General features: G+C 64.5%; 16 protein-coding genes. 1 reads left to right on the top strand and 15 read right to left on the bottom strand.

Annotated features, from left to right (window positions below; all coding sequences use genetic code 11):
• Window positions 1-34: 34 nt before the first annotated feature.
• The 14 genes from B5525_RS09025 to murJ all read right to left on the bottom strand — a co-directional run bounded on the left by B5525_RS09025 (window position 35) and on the right by murJ (window position 13273).
• Window positions 35-451, bottom strand: a complete 417-nt coding sequence (locus tag B5525_RS09025; protein ID WP_079565690.1) for a helix-turn-helix domain-containing protein — start codon at window positions 449-451, stop codon at window positions 35-37.
• Between the two features lie 244 nt (window positions 452-695).
• Window positions 696-2312: an apolipoprotein N-acyltransferase gene (gene lnt / locus B5525_RS09020; RefSeq protein ID WP_079565689.1), complete on the bottom strand. Its 1617-nt coding sequence runs from the start codon at window positions 2310-2312 to the stop codon at window positions 696-698.
• Window positions 2309-3433: a hemolysin family protein gene (locus B5525_RS09015; RefSeq protein ID WP_079565688.1), complete on the bottom strand. Its 1125-nt coding sequence runs from the start codon at window positions 3431-3433 to the stop codon at window positions 2309-2311. The genes lnt and B5525_RS09015 overlap by 4 nt, the downstream gene beginning before the upstream one ends.
• Window position 3434: 1 nt before the next feature.
• Window positions 3435-3923 (bottom strand): rRNA maturation RNase YbeY, encoded by a 489-nt coding sequence (ybeY, locus tag B5525_RS09010; RefSeq protein ID WP_425305296.1) that lies wholly within the window; start codon window positions 3921-3923, stop codon window positions 3435-3437.
• Window positions 3924-4009: 86 nt separating this feature from the next.
• Window positions 4010-5065 carry a PhoH family protein gene (locus B5525_RS09005; RefSeq protein ID WP_079565687.1) on the bottom strand — a complete coding sequence of 352 codons (1056 nt, stop codon included), beginning with the start codon at window positions 5063-5065 and terminating at the stop codon, window positions 4010-4012.
• A gap of 4 nt (window positions 5066-5069) precedes the next feature.
• Window positions 5070-6491 (bottom strand): tRNA (N6-isopentenyl adenosine(37)-C2)-methylthiotransferase MiaB, encoded by a 1422-nt coding sequence (miaB, locus tag B5525_RS09000; protein ID WP_079565686.1) that lies wholly within the window; start codon window positions 6489-6491, stop codon window positions 5070-5072.
• 65 nt (window positions 6492-6556) lie between these two features.
• The gene (locus tag B5525_RS08995; protein WP_244567858.1) at window positions 6557-7261 is read right to left on the bottom strand and encodes an HAD family hydrolase; all 705 of its coding nucleotides are present in this window, start codon (window positions 7259-7261) and stop codon (window positions 6557-6559) included.
• A gap of 4 nt (window positions 7262-7265) precedes the next feature.
• Window positions 7266-7715, bottom strand: coding sequence for a Fur family transcriptional regulator (locus tag B5525_RS08990; protein ID WP_079565685.1), 450 nt, complete (start codon window positions 7713-7715; stop codon window positions 7266-7268).
• Window positions 7716-7906: 191 nt separating this feature from the next.
• Window positions 7907-8392 carry a ribosomal protein S18-alanine N-acetyltransferase gene (gene rimI / locus B5525_RS08985; protein WP_079565684.1) on the bottom strand — a complete coding sequence of 162 codons (486 nt, stop codon included), beginning with the start codon at window positions 8390-8392 and terminating at the stop codon, window positions 7907-7909.
• Window positions 8389-9087: a tRNA (adenosine(37)-N6)-threonylcarbamoyltransferase complex dimerization subunit type 1 TsaB gene (gene tsaB / locus B5525_RS08980; protein ID WP_079565683.1), complete on the bottom strand. Its 699-nt coding sequence runs from the start codon at window positions 9085-9087 to the stop codon at window positions 8389-8391. Before tsaB ends, rimI begins: the two co-directional genes overlap by 4 nt.
• Window positions 9088-9178: 91 nt before the next feature.
• A complete protein-coding gene (locus tag B5525_RS08975; RefSeq protein ID WP_079565682.1) occupies window positions 9179-9748 on the bottom strand; it encodes a NifU family protein in 570 nt (189 codons plus the stop codon).
• A 234-nt stretch (window positions 9749-9982) separates the two neighbouring features.
• Window positions 9983-10477 (bottom strand): universal stress protein, encoded by a 495-nt coding sequence (locus B5525_RS08970; protein WP_079565681.1) that lies wholly within the window; start codon window positions 10475-10477, stop codon window positions 9983-9985.
• A gap of 130 nt (window positions 10478-10607) precedes the next feature.
• Window positions 10608-11660 carry a tryptophan--tRNA ligase gene (gene trpS / locus B5525_RS08965; RefSeq protein WP_079565680.1) on the bottom strand — a complete coding sequence of 351 codons (1053 nt, stop codon included), beginning with the start codon at window positions 11658-11660 and terminating at the stop codon, window positions 10608-10610.
• Window positions 11661-11713: 53 nt separating this feature from the next.
• The gene (gene murJ, locus B5525_RS08960; protein ID WP_079565679.1) at window positions 11714-13273 is read right to left on the bottom strand and encodes a murein biosynthesis integral membrane protein MurJ; all 1560 of its coding nucleotides are present in this window, start codon (window positions 13271-13273) and stop codon (window positions 11714-11716) included.
• A 209-nt stretch (window positions 13274-13482) separates the two neighbouring features.
• Between murJ and B5525_RS08955 the strand changes: the two genes are divergently transcribed.
• A complete protein-coding gene (locus B5525_RS08955; RefSeq protein WP_079565678.1) occupies window positions 13483-14484 on the top strand; it encodes an adenosine kinase in 1002 nt (333 codons plus the stop codon).
• 243 nt (window positions 14485-14727) lie between these two features.
• Here B5525_RS08955 and B5525_RS08950 read toward each other — a convergent pair whose 3' ends face one another.
• The gene (locus B5525_RS08950; RefSeq protein ID WP_172899837.1) at window positions 14728-15417 is read right to left on the bottom strand and encodes a TetR/AcrR family transcriptional regulator; all 690 of its coding nucleotides are present in this window, start codon (window positions 15415-15417) and stop codon (window positions 14728-14730) included.
• Between the last annotated feature and the right edge of the window lie 39 nt (window positions 15418-15456).

Here is a 15456-nt window from a genome sequence, read left to right as displayed (position 1 = left end):
GATTGCGAAGTCGCTCAAACCTAATCGATCAAGCTTAGCGCTTGTCGGGCGCTTCGCGCGAGGCGATCTGTTCGACCAGTTCGACGATGCTGCGCCGGAGCTTGGTGTCGGTGATACGCGTGAACGCCCGGGTCAGCGCCAGGCCCTCGGAGGTCGCCAGGAAATCGGAAACATAAGACGGCGAAGCGCCTTCGCTGTAGCCCTCGGGGCTGGCGATGCCGCTGGGGCCGCCCTCGAACAGGAACGAAACCGGGACCTGGAGTATTTCCGAGATCTGCTGGATGCGGCTTGCGCCGACCCGGTTGGTGCCCTTTTCGTATTTCTGCACCTGCTGGAAGGTGAGGCCCAACGCTTCGCCGAGTTTCTCCTGGCTCATCCCGAGCATGATGCGCCGCATGCGCACGCGACTGCCGACATATTTGTCAACAGGGTTCGGCGCTTTGGTCGACATTTCCAACACTCCATGGGATGCGCCTGAAAGCGAGGCAAAGCGAATTACGCGTCAGGCGCCAGCACCGTCAAATCTTGCTCGGAAAGCGTCGGGAAGAAATTTAGACAATTTGAGCAACGAACTGACTGGATATATTTTCGACTGTTCCGCAGAATGCGAATTGCATGGTCGGTCTGTCAACTCCGGATTTTGGGCCGCCGATATTTCCGCCGGTTAACCGAAACTAGGGATGAAAATAAGGGCGTCACGAAATTCGCCGCTTCGCAGCGCGCCGCCGGATGACGAAAAGGAAGGCGGCGGCAAGCATGATTGCGGCGGGAATGTCGCCGTTGCGTGCGTAAATGGTCGGCGCGATCGGGGAGGGCAGGCTGGCATCCAGGACCCCTTCGACGCCGAGGTCGAGCCGCGCAACAATGCGTCCCACGGGATCGATGACGGCGGAAATGCCTGTATTTGCTGCACGAACCACCGGCAGTCCCTGCTCGATCGCGCGCAGCCGCGCCTGCTGCAGATGCTGGTAGGGACCGGTCGAAATTCCAAACCAGCCGTCATTGGTCAGGTTGACGATCCATCCTGGACGGTCGTCGCGCGTCGCAACGTCAGAGGGAAAAATCGCCTCGTAGCAGATCAATGGTAGCGCGCGCGGGGCGTTCGGTATGTCCATCGGGCGGCGGCGCAGGCCTGGAATAAATCCGCCCTGAACCCTGGTGAGCTGTTCCAGGCCGATCTTTTCCATCCAGTCCTGAAACGGCAGATATTCGCCGAACGGCACCAGATGCAGTTTGTCGTAGACCGACAACACGCTGCCGTCATGGTCGATAACATAGATTGAATTATAGGCGCGGGTGATCCGCGTCCCCGGCGGCAGATCCGGCGCGCGCACCGAGCCAGTGATCAGGACGGTGCCCTTGGGCAGCAGATCGGCGATCTGCGCCATCGCGTCGGCTTCGCGCGTCAGGAAAAAGGGAAACGCCGATTCCGGCCAGATCAGGATGCTGGCGTCGCGCACGCCGGTGGATTGCGGGCCGGAGGCGCGATCCGAAAGCGTCAAATATTTCTGCATCACTTCCGCCTTGGCGGCGTAATTGAATTTGACGTCCTGCTGCAGGTTGGGCTGCATGATCCGCAGCCTCACCTTGGCAACGTCGGCCGTCGGATGCAGGCTCAGGCGGACGCCGCCGAAAATGCCCATGGCGAGGAGCAGCGCCAGCGCCGCCACCGGCGCGATCCATGGCTTGCGTCCGCGCGAACTGCCATCGATCAATACGGCAGGACTGGCGAAGATCGCGACGCTCAGAAACGTCAGGCCCCACAGCCCGATCAGCGACGCCGTCTGCGCCAGCGCCAGCGGTTCCGAGAGCGCGTAGCCGAATGCGTTCCATGGAAAGCCCGTGAGCACATGACCGCGCAGCCATTCGCTGATGGTGAGGCTCAGTGCGAGCGCGATCACGCGCGAAGCGCCCTTGGTCCAGATCAGGCGCGCCAGCGCAAAGCCCGCGGCGGTGAACAGCGCGAGATAGGCCGGCAGGCCCAGCACGGCGAATGGCATCAGCCAGGCGAAGGTCGACGCGTCGACCAGGAACGCGTAGCCGAGCCAGTACAGTCCCGGCACGAAATAGCCGAGACCGAACCACCAGCCGGCCATCGCGGCCGCCGGCACGCCGCGCAGCCGCCCGGCGCCAGCACCGTCGATCAGCCAGACCATGACCGGAAAGGTCAGAAACAGCACCGGCCAGGCATTGAACGGCGCCATCGCGAGCGCCGACAGCGCACCCGCGGCGAACGCGATGGCGGCGCGCTTCCAGCCCCAGGCCAGGATGATCGCAAGACCGAGCGTGCGGAGTTTATCCAGAGCGATCACTGCGAACCGGCTCCATCGCCGGGCGTCGGGCTCGCATTGTCATTGGCCTGTGCCGGACCTTGCTCGGGTGTGGCCTCGCGGCGACGGCCCTCGCGCTGCGACCGCGCGGCGGGGCGTTCCTTGCGCGTGGCGATACGCAGCCGCTTGACGCGCCTCGGATCGGCGTCGAGCACTTCGATCTCGTAGTTGCCGGGGCCTGAAATGACTTCGCCGCGCACCGGCAGGCGGCCGACATGGGTCACCAGATAGCCGCCGAGCGTCTCGACCTCTTCACCGGCTTCGCCGGTGACGAAATCCTCGCCGATCACGGAGCGGACGTCGTCCAGGCTGGCGCGCGCGTCGGCGATGAAGGAATTGTCGGCCTGCCGCACGATCGCCGGTGGCTCGTCGCTGTCATGCTCGTCGTCGATCTCGCCGACGATCTGCTCGACGATGTCCTCGATCGACACCAGCCCGTCGGTGCCGCCATATTCGTCGACCACCAGCGCCAGATGGATGCGCGAGGCCTGCATCTGCGCCAATAGATCGATCGCCCGCATCGACGGCGGCACGTAAAGCAGCTTGCGGATGATGTTGGATTCCGACAGCGGCAACGCCAGATCGACCGCGCGCAGATCGAGTCCGGCGGGGAACGGCTTCTTGCGCTTGGTCTTGCCTTTTCCCGTCTCGGATACGTGCGCCCTCGCGGTCATGAACGCCAGGAGATCGCGGATGTGGACGATGCCTTCGGGGTCGTCGAGGGTTTCGTTGTAGACGACGAGGCGCGAATGCGCGGCGCTCTCGAACAGGCTCATCAATTCGCCCAGTGGAATGTCGCGCTTGACCGCGATGATGTCGGCGCGATGAATCATCACGTCGGCGATACGGCGTTCATGCAGGCCGAGAATATTGCGCAGCATGGTGCGCTCGATGGCGGAAAAGCCGACGTCGTCCGGCGTCGAGGCATCGAGCACCACCTGCAGGTCGTCGCGGACCGATCCGGGCTTCCAGCCGAACAGCGTGCGGATCGCGCGCGTCAGCCAGTTGTCGGTGGCCGGACGCAAGACCTCGCCCTGCGGCACCACCGCCGGCAGGTTGCGGGTGTTGCGCGGATTGTCGTGGGTCGGGTCGGAGTCCGGCATATCAGTTCATCCGCTCCCGGTCCGCATACGGATCGGGAATGCCGAGTTGCGCCAGAATCTCCGTCTCCAGAGCTTCCATGGCCTCGGCGTCGTCGTCCTTTTCGTGATCGTAACCGATCAGATGCAGGAAACCGTGGACCGCCAAATGGCTGAGATGATGGTCGAACGGCTTCTGCTCGTCATCGGCCTCGCGGCGCGTCGTCTCATAGGCGATCGCGATGTCGCCGAGCATGCGCGGGGCATCGTCCGGCCCGGCAGCGCCGCTCGGCTGCAACGCCGGAAACGACAGCACGTTGGTCGGCTTGTTGATACCGCGCCAGTTGTTGTTCAGCGTGCGGATTCCGGAATCGTCGGTCAGCATGACCGCGAGTTCCGCCTCGCCGGTGTCCGCATCGGCCATCTCGGCCGCCGCCGCGATGGCCCGCTGGATCACGGCCTCGGCGTCGGGCTCGTTCTGCCAGGCGTCGGCGACGACGAGAACCTCGGTCATGGGAAGGGCAGTGTACGCCATCGCTCCGGAATTTCTTTTGCGCTCCGAAATCGCTTCCGGCGCGCCTCTTGCGGCGGATTTTCGCATCAAGGCTTTTTGGTTGCCGGCCGCTGCGGCAATCCTTCATAGGCGGCGACGATCCGCGCCACCAGTTCATGGCGAATCACGTCTTCGGCCGTGAATTTCACCTGCGCGATGCCCTCGACGCCGTCGAGCAGCTTGGCGGCTTCCGCAAGACCCGAGGTCTGGCCGTTCGGCAGGTCGACCTGGGAGGGATCGCCGGTGATGATCATGCGGCTGTTCTCGCCCAGGCGCGTCAGGAACATCTTCATCTGCATCGAGGTGGTGTTTTGCGCCTCGTCGAGGATGATGGCGGCGTTGGTCAGCGTGCGGCCGCGCATGAAGGCGAGCGGCGCGATCTCGATCTCGCCGGCCTGCAGCGCGCGCTCGACGATGCGGGAATCCATCAAATCGTACAGCGCGTCGTAGATCGGCCGCAGGTAGGGATCGACCTTCTCGCGGAGATCGCCGGGAAGGAAGCCAAGCCGCTCGCCGGCCTCGACCGCCGGACGCGACAGGATGATGCGGTCGACCTCCTTGCGTTCGAACAATTGCGCGGCATGCGCCACCGCGAGCCAGGTCTTGCCGGTGCCGGCCGGGCCGATGCCGAACACCATTTCATGGCGTTTCAGCGCGCGAATATAGGAATCCTGGGCAGCGGTGCGTGCCCGCACCGGGCGTTTGCGCAGATTGATGGTCTCGAAGGCCGATTTCGCGGTCTTGGCATCGAATTCGAACAGCGAGCCCTGCGCGATCACGGCGCGGATCGCGCCCTCGACTTCGCCCTGGTCCAGATCGTGCCCTTGCACGGCCTGCGCATACAGCGTCTCCAGCACGCGCCGCGCCGCGTCGCAGCCATCGCGCGATCCGGCGATCGTGATGTGATTGCCGCGGGAATCGACGACGACGCCGAGTCGGCGCTCGACCAGCGCCAGATTCTGGCCATAGGGCCCGACCAGCGCCGACGCTCCCCTGTTGTCATCGAAGTCGATGACGACTTGCGTTTCGGGCGGGATTTGCATGTCGCGGTCGAGTTTGCGGTTGGGAGCGAGCGAAGGCGAATCCGATGCGCTTTTGGGCAAGGGTTCAGGCTCCCATTCTCGTTTGCGAAGAAGCGGTCATTTGCGGAGATGCCGGCAGGCGGCCCTGCTCGTGTGAAGCTGGCGCAAGCTGGCCGAGCAGGCTGTAGCGCTCGAGGCTTTCGATCCTGACCGGCAACACCTGTCCAATGATGTCGGGCGCGGCCATCACATGCGCCGGCTGCAGATAAGCGGTGCGGCCGACGATCTGGCCGGGATTGCGGGCTGAGCGCTCGAACAGCACATCGACAATGTTGCCAATCGCAGCCTGGTTGAAGGCCGATTGCTGGCTGTCGATCAACTCCTGAAGCCGCACCAATCGCTCGTCCATCTCAGCCGCTGACACCGTCTCCTGCATGTCCGCCGCCGGCGTCCCCGGCCGTGGCGAATATTTGAACGAATAAGCGCCAGCGTATCCGATTTGCGTGACAAGCGCGAGGGTGGCGGAGAAATCTTCCTCGGTCTCGCCGGGGAAGCCCACGATAAAATCCGATGAAAATGCAATATCTTGCCGTACGGCGCGAAATCGGTCGATGACGGCCCGATAATCATCGGCAGTATGTTTGCGGTTCATGGCCGACAGAATCCGGTCGGAACCGGACTGGACCGGAAGATGCACGAACGGCATCAGCGCCGGCAGATCGCGGTGGGCTTCGATCAGCGTGTCGTCGACGTCGCGGGGGTGGCTGGTCGAATAGCGCAGCCGCACGATGCCGGGAATATCGGCAAGCCGGCGCAAGAGATCGCCCAATGACCAGACCCGTCCGTTCGGACCTTCGCCGTGATAGGCGTTGACGTTCTGGCCGATCAGGGTGATTTCGCGCACGCCATGGTCGGCGAGCCGCAGCACGTCATCGACGATCCTGGCGACGGGCCGCGACACCTCGGTGCCGCGCGTATACGGCACCACGCAGAAGGTGCAGAATTTATCGCAGCCTTCCTGCACGGTGACAAAGGATGAGATGCCGCGCGCGCGGATCGCATCCGCAGCTGGCGGCGGCAGAAAGCTGAACTTGTCCTCGACCGGGAATTCCGTCTCCAGCGCGCGGCCATGGCTTTTCGCACGTGCCAGCAGTTGCGGCAGATGGTGGTAGCTTTGCGGGCCGACGACGACATCCACCACCGGGGCACGACGGATGATTTCCTGGCCTTCGGCCTGAGCGACACAGCCGGCCACCGCGATATTCATGGTCCTGCCATGGCGCGCGGCTTCGTCCTTGGCGACGCGCAACCGCCCCAACTCCGAATAGACCTTCTCGGAGGCCTTTTCGCGGATGTGACAGGTATTGAGGATCACCAGATCCGCGTCGTCGACGGTTGCCGTCTCGACAAAACCTTCGCCCGCCAGCGTGTCCACCATGCGCTGCGCATCGTAGACATTCATCTGACAGCCATAGGACTTGATATGCAGCTTGCGCGGCGGCTTCATGGAACCTGAATGCTGTCCGGAAACGGCGCCATTGCGGCGCCGGCTTCAGATATAGCCTAAAGGACCTAAAATCCAGCGATCAGGCCCGGTTTTCGGTCGATTTGCGCGATCAGACCGGGCAATTGCCGCATGTCATCGAACGCCATGACGGCGCCGGCGGCGCGCAACGTGTCACCGTAGCCGGGGCGGCAATGGCTGCCGCCGTGAAAGCCGAGCACGGTCATCCCGGCCGCCCGGGCGCCGATGATGCCGGGCAGGCTGTCCTCGATCACGAGGCACCGTTCGGGCGATGCCCGCATCTGCTCGGCCGCGAACAGAAACAGGTCGGGCGCGGGCTTGCCGCGCTTGACCTGGGTGGCGGAGAAAATATGGGGCGCGAGAACGTCATAAAGGCCGGCGCAGCCCAGGCCGTGGTGGATCTTCTCGGGTGTGCCGCTCGAGGCCACGCATTTGGGCAGGTCGATCGCGGCGATCGCGTCGCCGACATGCAAGATTGCCCGCAGATCGCCGGCATAGAACTGCAGGGTGGCTTGCTTGACCTGACCTTCAAAATCGTCCGGAAGCTTGCGGCCCAACTCGGCCTCGACGGCCTGACGCGCTTCGCGGTCCGACACGCCGAGAAAGCGATCGAGCACCTCGTCGGCTGTGATCGGATAGCCGTGCCGCGTCAACGTCTCCGAATGCGCGCGGCAGGAAATAACTTCGCTGTCGACCAGCACACCGTCGCAATCGAAGATGACGAGATCGAATTTCGAGTTCGGAATTTTCACGCGCTCAGGATTTGTCGTCTTCCAGCGGGACGCAATACAGTTCCAGCCGGTGATCGACCAGCTTGTAGCCGAGCTTGCGGGCGATTTCGGCCTGCAGCTTCTCGATTTCCTCGTTGGTGAATTCGATCACCTTGCCGTCCCGCAGATTGATCAGGTGGTCGTGGTGGCTGTCGCGCATCTGCTCGTAGCGGGCGCGGCCCTCGCGGAAGTCGTGGCGCTCGATGATGCCGGCGTCCTCGAACAGTTTCACCGTGCGATACACCGTCGAGATCGAGATCTTGTCGTCGACCGCGACGCAGCGGCGGTAGAGCTCCTCGACGTCGGGGTGATCGGCCGCTTCCGCCAGCACGCGCGCGATGACGCGGCGCTGTTCGGTCATGCGCATGCCGGTGGCGGCGCAGCGGGCTTCGATACCGGTGGCCTTGAGCGCGGGCGTGGATTTCAGTGCGGTCATGGGTTTCTGCCTTGGGTAACAGCGCGTGGGTCCGCCAAAGCACCCCCTTAAGGCCCTCCGGGGCTTTACGGGTGTCAGCGGCCTGGCCAGGACCTCATGCGCCACTTATTCGTCCGGAGCTTTGATCCGACGCAAACCGGACTCCACTTTTGCTCGTCCGCTCCGTGCCCCCTTGTGCCACCGCCGGGGCGTCACGACAAGTCGCGGCGCATCACCATGGCATTCAATTGTTCCCCATTCGCCTCCCGGTAGTAGCGTTCGCGGCGTCCGATGACGGTAAATCCGGAGCGTTCGTACAGCCGGCGCGCCGGCTGGTTATTTTCTTCGACCTCGAGGAATACGCTGCGCACGCCGCGGCCGGCGAGGTGGCCGAGATGGGTCATGAGCAGGTTGCGGGACAGACCGCGGCCGCGATGGCTCGCCGCGACCGCAATCGAGAGTATTTCGGCCTCGTCCGCCGCGATTCGCGACACGGCAAAGCCCGCGATCTTGCGACCAATTCTCAACCGGTGCACCAGCGTGTTGCGCTCGGCCAGCATCGCCTCGAATTCGGCTTCGCCCCAGCCGCGGTGAAACGATTCGCCGTGCAATTGCACCAGGCGCGCCGCGTCCCGCAGGGTCGCCGGCTCGACCACCGCGATGCCGCCGCCCCACCATTCGGACAGCCATGAGTTCATGGCGGGGGAGGCTGCGCGGCTTTTTGCAGCGGGTCTTTTGACGGTTTGGCGTCGGGCGCGCGCAGATAAAATGGGCGCGCCGGTGCGGTATTCGGGCTGACCGCCGCCCCCAGCCAGGCCACCCAGGCGATGTCGGGCGCTGCTTGCGCATCGACCTTGAACGGCCGCGGGGCATCGGCCGGCCAGCGGTCGGCCAGTATCCTGGCGGCGTTGCCGACCAGATACGCCGCGCCGAACCTTGACGCGCCAACGGCTTCCTCGATCGGCGCGACCTGCGGCCGGACCAGCGAACTGCCATTGCCGCCGACCGCCTGAAAGTACACATGGTCATGGCGCGCATCGATCGCCGAGATGACGGGATGCTCGCCGTTCTGGCTGACGATGGGGGCGGCATACGCCGTCAGCGTGGTCACGCCGACCACCGGCTTGTTGGCGGCCAGAGCGATGCCGCGCGCGGCGGAAAGTCCGACCCGCAGGCCGGTGAAGCTGCCGGGACCTGTGGTCACCGCGACGCGGTCAAGGCCCGAAAAGCCGATGCCGGAGGCTTTCATGACCCGCGCGATCAGCGGCATCAGCGCCTCGGCGTGGCCGCGCTTCATGCCTTCCGATTCCTGCGCCAGCAATTTGCCGGCTTCGGTGTCAAGCACGCCCGCGGCGCAGGCATCGAGCGCGGTGTCGATGGCGAGGATCAGCATCGAGGGCGGGCGAATAGCGAATAGCGAATAGCGAATGGAAGGTCAGACCGACTTGCCATTCGCCATTCGCTATTCGCCACTCGCCACCTCTTCATATCGGCCGGACTTCGACCACGTCCGGCACGAAATGCCTCAACAGGTTCTGGATGCCGTGCTGCAGCGTCGCCGTCGATGACGGGCAGCCCGCGCAGGATCCCTTCATGTTGAGATAGACGATGCCGTCCTTGAAGCCGCGGAAGGTGATGTCGCCGCCGTCATTGGCGACCGCCGGGCGCACCCTCGTTTCGATCAAATCCTTGATCATCTCGACGGTCTCGGCGTCGGCCTCGTTGAAGAACTCGCCGTCTTCATCGGCGGCCTCGTCGCTGCCGGCACTGCCGTCGGCGAGCAGCGGCGCACCGGACATGTAGTGTTCCATGATGGCGCCGAGAATCGCGGGCTTCAGGTGCTGCCAGTCGCTGTCGTCCTTGGTCACGGTGACGAAGTCGGAGCCGTAGAAGACGCTGGTGACGCCGGGCACGCCGAACAGTCTTTCGGCGAGCGGCGAACGCGCGGCGGCCTCGCGGCTGGTGAATTCCAGGGTGCCGGTGTCGAGGACAGTGCGCCCGGGGATGAATTTCAGGGTAGCGGGATTGGGGGTGGCTTCGGTCTGGATGAACATGGTTTTCTCCGGCGTCGCCGGTTCAAGGCCGGCGCGTGGCTTATCCAGTAACAGATGGCGACGGCGGATGCACGGTCAAGGGGCGCAGATCAGGGTTCTTAAGCCGCATCAAGGGCCTAGAGCATGCTCGGTTCTGATCGAATCAGAACCGAAGCTCTAGACTCCTGTTTTGACGCGTTTTCTTCACGCGAACCGGTGTCCACTTCGCTCGAAAACGCTATGGGCCGCCACCGATCACGACAATGCGTCGATTTCCTCGTCGCTCAGAGCGCCCGATACGATGGTGACGGGGATCGGGAACGTGCCGACCGCGCTGGAAATCATGGTGATGAGCGGGCCCGGACCTTCCGGCCCCGGATTGGCGGCCAGCACCAGCATCGCGATATCCACATCGGCGTCGATGACCTCGAGGATCTGCTCGGTCGGATCGCCCTCGCGGATCACGCGCTCCGGCGTGATCGCGGCGATGCCGCTGGCATGCCTGGCGGCACGATCGAGCGCGGCATTGGCTTCCTCATGCGCCTCGGCGCGCATGACCTCGGCGACTCCCAGCCATTGCTGGTTCTGGTCCTCGGTCTCGATGATGCGCAACATCACCACGCCGCCGCCGCCGCGTATCGCCCAGCGGCTGGCGTAGTAGACCGCCCGGTCCGATTCCGCGGTGTCGTCAACGATAACCAGGCATTTTGGCGTGTGACCCGTCTCGTAGCTGCGTCGCTGGGTGCTCATGCATGTCCCGGTGCTGCGCCAAGCAGACCGCATGGTGCCACGGCGCGGCCATGTCAGACAAGCGGCGCGTCTCGCGCGTATTCCGCAAAATGCGCGCGAGGATTAGGTGCACTGCGTCAATTGCGACAGGCTACGGTTTGCGGACGAAACCGACGATGTCCTTGGTCGCCGTCATGGTCTCCGCGGCGATTTCGCGGGCGCGGTCGGCGCCGTCGACCAGGATCTGGTCGACATAAGCGGGGTCGGACACCAGCTTCTTCATCTCGGAGGCGATCGGCGACAATTTTGCCACGCAAAGTTCCACCAGCGAGTTCTTGAAGCTCGAAAACTGCCCGCCGCCGAATTCGCCGAGCACGTCGGCCTTGGTGCGGCCCGCAAGTGCTGCAAAGATCCCGACCAGATTGTCGGCTTCGGGGCGCGTCTCGAGGCCCTTTTCCTCCGACGGCAGCGGCTCCGGATCGGTCTTCGCCTTGCGGATCTTCTGCGCGATGGTGTCGGCGTCGTCGGTCAGATTGATGCGCGAATTATCCGACGAATCCGATTTCGACATCTTCTTGGTGCCGTCGCGCAAGCTCATCACCCGCGTCGCCGGACCGGTGATCAGCGGCTCAGGCATCGGAAAAAACAAGCCGTCATTGGCACCGTGTTTGCGGATCGAGTCGCCGAAATCATTGTTGAATTTCTGCGCGATGTCGCGCGACAGCTCGAGATGCTGCTTCTGGTCCTCGCCGACCGGCACATGGGTGGCGCGATAGAGCAGAATATCGGCCGCCATCAGCACCGGGTAATCGTAGAGACCCACCGACGCCGCCTCGCGGTCCTTGCCGGCCTTCTCCTTGAACTGGGTCATGCGGTTGAGCCAGCCGACCCGCGCCACGCAATTGAAGATCCACGCCAGTTCCGCATGACCGGACACCTGGCTCTGGTTGAACACGATGTGCTTCTTCGGGTCGATGCCCGAGGCAATGAAGGCCGCCGTGACTTCGCGGGTATTGCGCGCCAGTTCGGCCGGGCCGCCCCACACTTCCACCGGCTGCGTCAGCGCGTGCATGTCGACCACGCAATAGATGCAGTTGTGGGTCGCCTGCATCTTCACGAAGTTGACGATCGCGCCGAGGTAATTGCCGAGATGCAGATTGCCTGTCGGCTGGACGCCTGAAAAAACCCGTTCAACGAATGCCATTTTGTCAGATTCCCGCGCGTGCCTGCTGTCGCGCGTCCAATGCCACGCGGGGCTCAGCCGCGCAAGTCGGCAGGCTTGGTCCGCCTGACCGCGTTGACCGCATCGTCCCATCGGATGGCGCCGGAAAGGCCCAGAAACAGGCCATAAACCGCGATCGCGGCGGATATCAGCACCATCAGCAGCATGGCGTGCGCCAGGCCATGCGCATCCGCACCCGGCGCCGGCAGCAACCGCGCCATCAGCCACAGCAGTGCACCCATCGCCAACGCCGCCACGACCATGCGCGGTAGCCGCCGGCGTGCCGCCGCATCGATCGAAAATCCGAAGCTCGCCGCACCCCGCCGGATCAGCGACAACGCGTTGCTCCAGGCCCCGAGCGCGATGCCGGCGGCAATGCCGCCGGCGCCGAACACGCGACCCAGCACCAGGGCGGCAATGATGGCGACAGCAAATCCCTTCAGCGTCGCCCAGAGCGGCGCGCGCGTATCGTGACGGGCGAAGAAGGCCGGCGACTGCGCCTTGACCAGCACATGCGCGGGCAGGCCGAGCGCCAGCCATGTCAGCGCCTGCGCGGTGGCAGCGGTATCGGAGGCGGTGAAGGCGCCGTGCTGGAACAGCAGTTGCGCGATCGGCTCGCCGAGCACGATCAATCCGAGCGTCGCCGGCAGCGCGAGACCGACCGCGAGTTCGAGGCCGCGCGACTCCGCGTGTGCGACCGCGGTCGGGTCGTCGCCGCGCAGCGCGCGCGTCAGTTCCGGCACCAGCACGGTGCCAATGGCGACGCCGACGAGGCCGAGCGGCAGTTCGACCAGGCGATTTGCAAAGTACAGCCACGACACCGCCGACGGCGACGACGAGGCGATCACGGCGCCGGCAATCACGAGCAATTGCGGCGAGGCGCTGGCGATCATGCCGGGGATCGCCTGGCCGAGAAAGCCGCGCATCTCGGCGTCAAAGGAGACGCGTAACGGTGTCGCGATGCTGCCGCCCCGGCGCAACACCAGTATCGAAAGCTGCAGCAGTCCGGCCATGCCGACGGTCGCGGCGATGACCAGGGCCGCGAAAGCCGCATCCTGCCGCCAGACGATCAGTGCGATCATCACCGCGATCAGGGCGATGTTGAACAACAGCGGCGAAAACGCCGTCAGCGCGAATCTGGCTTGCGCGTTCAGCAGCGCCATCATCACGGTGACGGGGCCCGCGAAAGCGAGATAGGGCAGCATCAGCCGGGCATTGTCGACGGCCAGCTGCAGCGTCGGCTGTCCGGCAAAACCGGGCGCCAGCGCGCCGATGACAAACGGCATCAACAGGCCGATCAGCGCGGTCACGACGACTAGGGCTGCGCTGACGGTGCCGAGCACGCGGCCGGCGAAAGCGGCGGCTTTAACCGCGCCCTCGGCCTCGCGCACGCGCAGCCAAGCCGGCACCAGCGCCGCGTTCACCGCGCCCTCCGTCAGCAGCCGCCTGACAACATTGACCAGCTGGAACGCCACCAGGAAGGCGTCGGCGACCGGGCCCGCGCCGAGCAGCGCCGCGATCATCGAATCGCGGGCGAATCCGAGCAGCCGCGAGGCCAGCGTGCCCGTGGACACCGTGAGGAAGGATCGGATCATGAGATGCTGTATAGAGCATGATCCGGAAAAGTGGCCACCGGTTTTCCCTCGCGACATCAGCGGAACGCGATTGCGCGGAGATCGTGCTCAAACAAGGAGAGCGTCGCTTGCTGGCGCAGGGTCGGTCGTGATAGGCCGCTGCACCCTCTTCAAACCGGTTTGGACCGGATTTCCCGCACCAGCGCAATCGCCGAAAACAGGACCGATCAATGACCGCAGCGAAATACGATGTTCTCGGGATCGGTAATGCGATTTTCGACGTTCTGGTGCAGACCGATGAGGGCTTTCTTAGCCAGCATGGCATGACCAAGGGCGGCATGGCGCTGATCGACGAGGCCCGGGCGGCCTCGATCTACCGGGACATGGGCCCGGCCACGGAGATGTCCGGCGGCTCGGCGGCCAACACCATTGTCGGCTTGGCTAATCTCGGCGCCCGCGCCGCCTATGTCGGCAAGGTCAGGGATGACCAGATCGGCCGTCTCTATACCCACGACATCCGCGCCGCCGGGGTCGCCTTCGAGACCAAAGCGGCGGCCGACGGCCCGGCGACGGGGTGTTCCTACATCCTGGTGACGCCGGATGGCGAGCGCACCATGAACACCTATCTCGGTGCGGCGCAGGACCTCGGCCCCTCCGATATCGATGCCGCGGAGGTCGCCGCCTCCAGCTTCGTCTATCTCGAGGGCTATCTCTGGGACCCGAAGAACGCCAAGGATGCTTTCGTGAAGGCCTCGACCATCGCCCATGATGCGGGCCGAAAGGTCGCGCTGACGCTGTCGGATTCGTTTTGCGTCGATCGTTATCGCGGCGAGTTTCTCGACCTGATGCGAAACGGCACGGTCGATCTGGTGTTCGCGAACGAGGCCGAACTGCATTCGCTGTACCAGACCTCGGATTTCGAGGGCGCGCTGAAGCAGTTGCGCGCCGACGCTGGTCTCGGAATCGTCACCCGCAGCGAGAAGGGCTGCGTGGTGGCGGCGGCAGACGGCGTCACCGCGGTGCCGGCGTTTCCGATTGAGAAGATAGTGGACACCACCGGCGCCGGCGATCTGTTCGCCGCCGGCTTCCTGTTTGGCCTGGTGCGCGGCGCGGGCTTTGAGGCCGCCGGCCGGCTCGGCGCGCTCGCCGCGGCCGAAGTGATCCAGCACATCGGCGCGCGGCCGCAGGTGTCGCTGAAGGAAATGGCGCAGCAGAACGGGCTGCCGGTGTAACGGGAGTCGACTGCACGACACCCAACCCCGGCAAGCCGAACCTGGTCTTCCGGCGGAGAAACGCGGCTGTCTCCGTGCACAGCTGCGATGTCCGCTATACCCCCGACCAAATTCGGCAACACGGCGAGACGACGCGATGGGGCACGAACGGCCATTTGGGCGCCGCGCTCAAATGATGGAAATGGGTCGCGCACGACACCTATCGCTTTAAGGGGCCGAGCCAGCGTTTCCTTTGTATAAGGCTCAGCTCACGCTGTCGTGCCGGCAGGCGGCAAGAAAGAACGCAACGCTGCGCGCCACGTGCGCGTCGATCTCTTCGTCCAGCGTCTTGAGGTCCACCTCGAACAGCGCCCGGAGCAGCATGGGCACGGCGACGAGATCGAGGAAGAAACGAGCTGTGGTTGTCAGGCGCTCCGGAGCAAAGGCCGGCAGCGACCGAAGCTCGTCGGCTTGCGTCAACTGGCCCAGCAACCGGACCCCAAGGTCAGTGCTGAGATCACGCGCCGTCCGGCTGACGGTGCTCGCCAGATCAGGGAAGCGGCGCGCTTCTGCGACGGCCAGTCGCATCAGCGCGATCCTTTCGTTGTCCAAACCCCAGTGCAGCAAGGTGCTGGCGGCGCTTGTGAGGCGCTCCTCGATGGTTGAGCCGGTTGGCACCTCGGCCTTGAACTCCGTGATCCGGGCAAGGATGTCCCGCGTCACCACTTCGGTGAATAGCGCCCGCTTGTCGCGGAAGCGGGCATAGATCGTCGCCTTTCCCGCGCGTGCAACTTCGGCGATCTCGTCGATGCTCGCGCCTTCGAAGCCGCGCTCCAGAAACATTTTTCGCGCCGCATCGAGGATGCGCGTGTCAACCTCGCCGGCAAGCTCCTTGGGCGGCCGGCCAAAGCGCCCTGTGGCGCGCTTTGCCTTCGCCGCCGGTATCTTCTTCAAATTGCTGGTTTTCATGCCGACTTCGACCGGGCCTCAGGC

Origin of the sequence: Bradyrhizobium erythrophlei, assembly GCF_900129505.1 — a bacterium.
GTDB lineage: Bacteria > Pseudomonadota > Alphaproteobacteria > Rhizobiales > Xanthobacteraceae > Bradyrhizobium > Bradyrhizobium erythrophlei_D.
The sequence above is the reverse complement of the archived record's forward strand: the minus strand, read 5'-3'. Positions and strand labels throughout refer to the sequence as shown.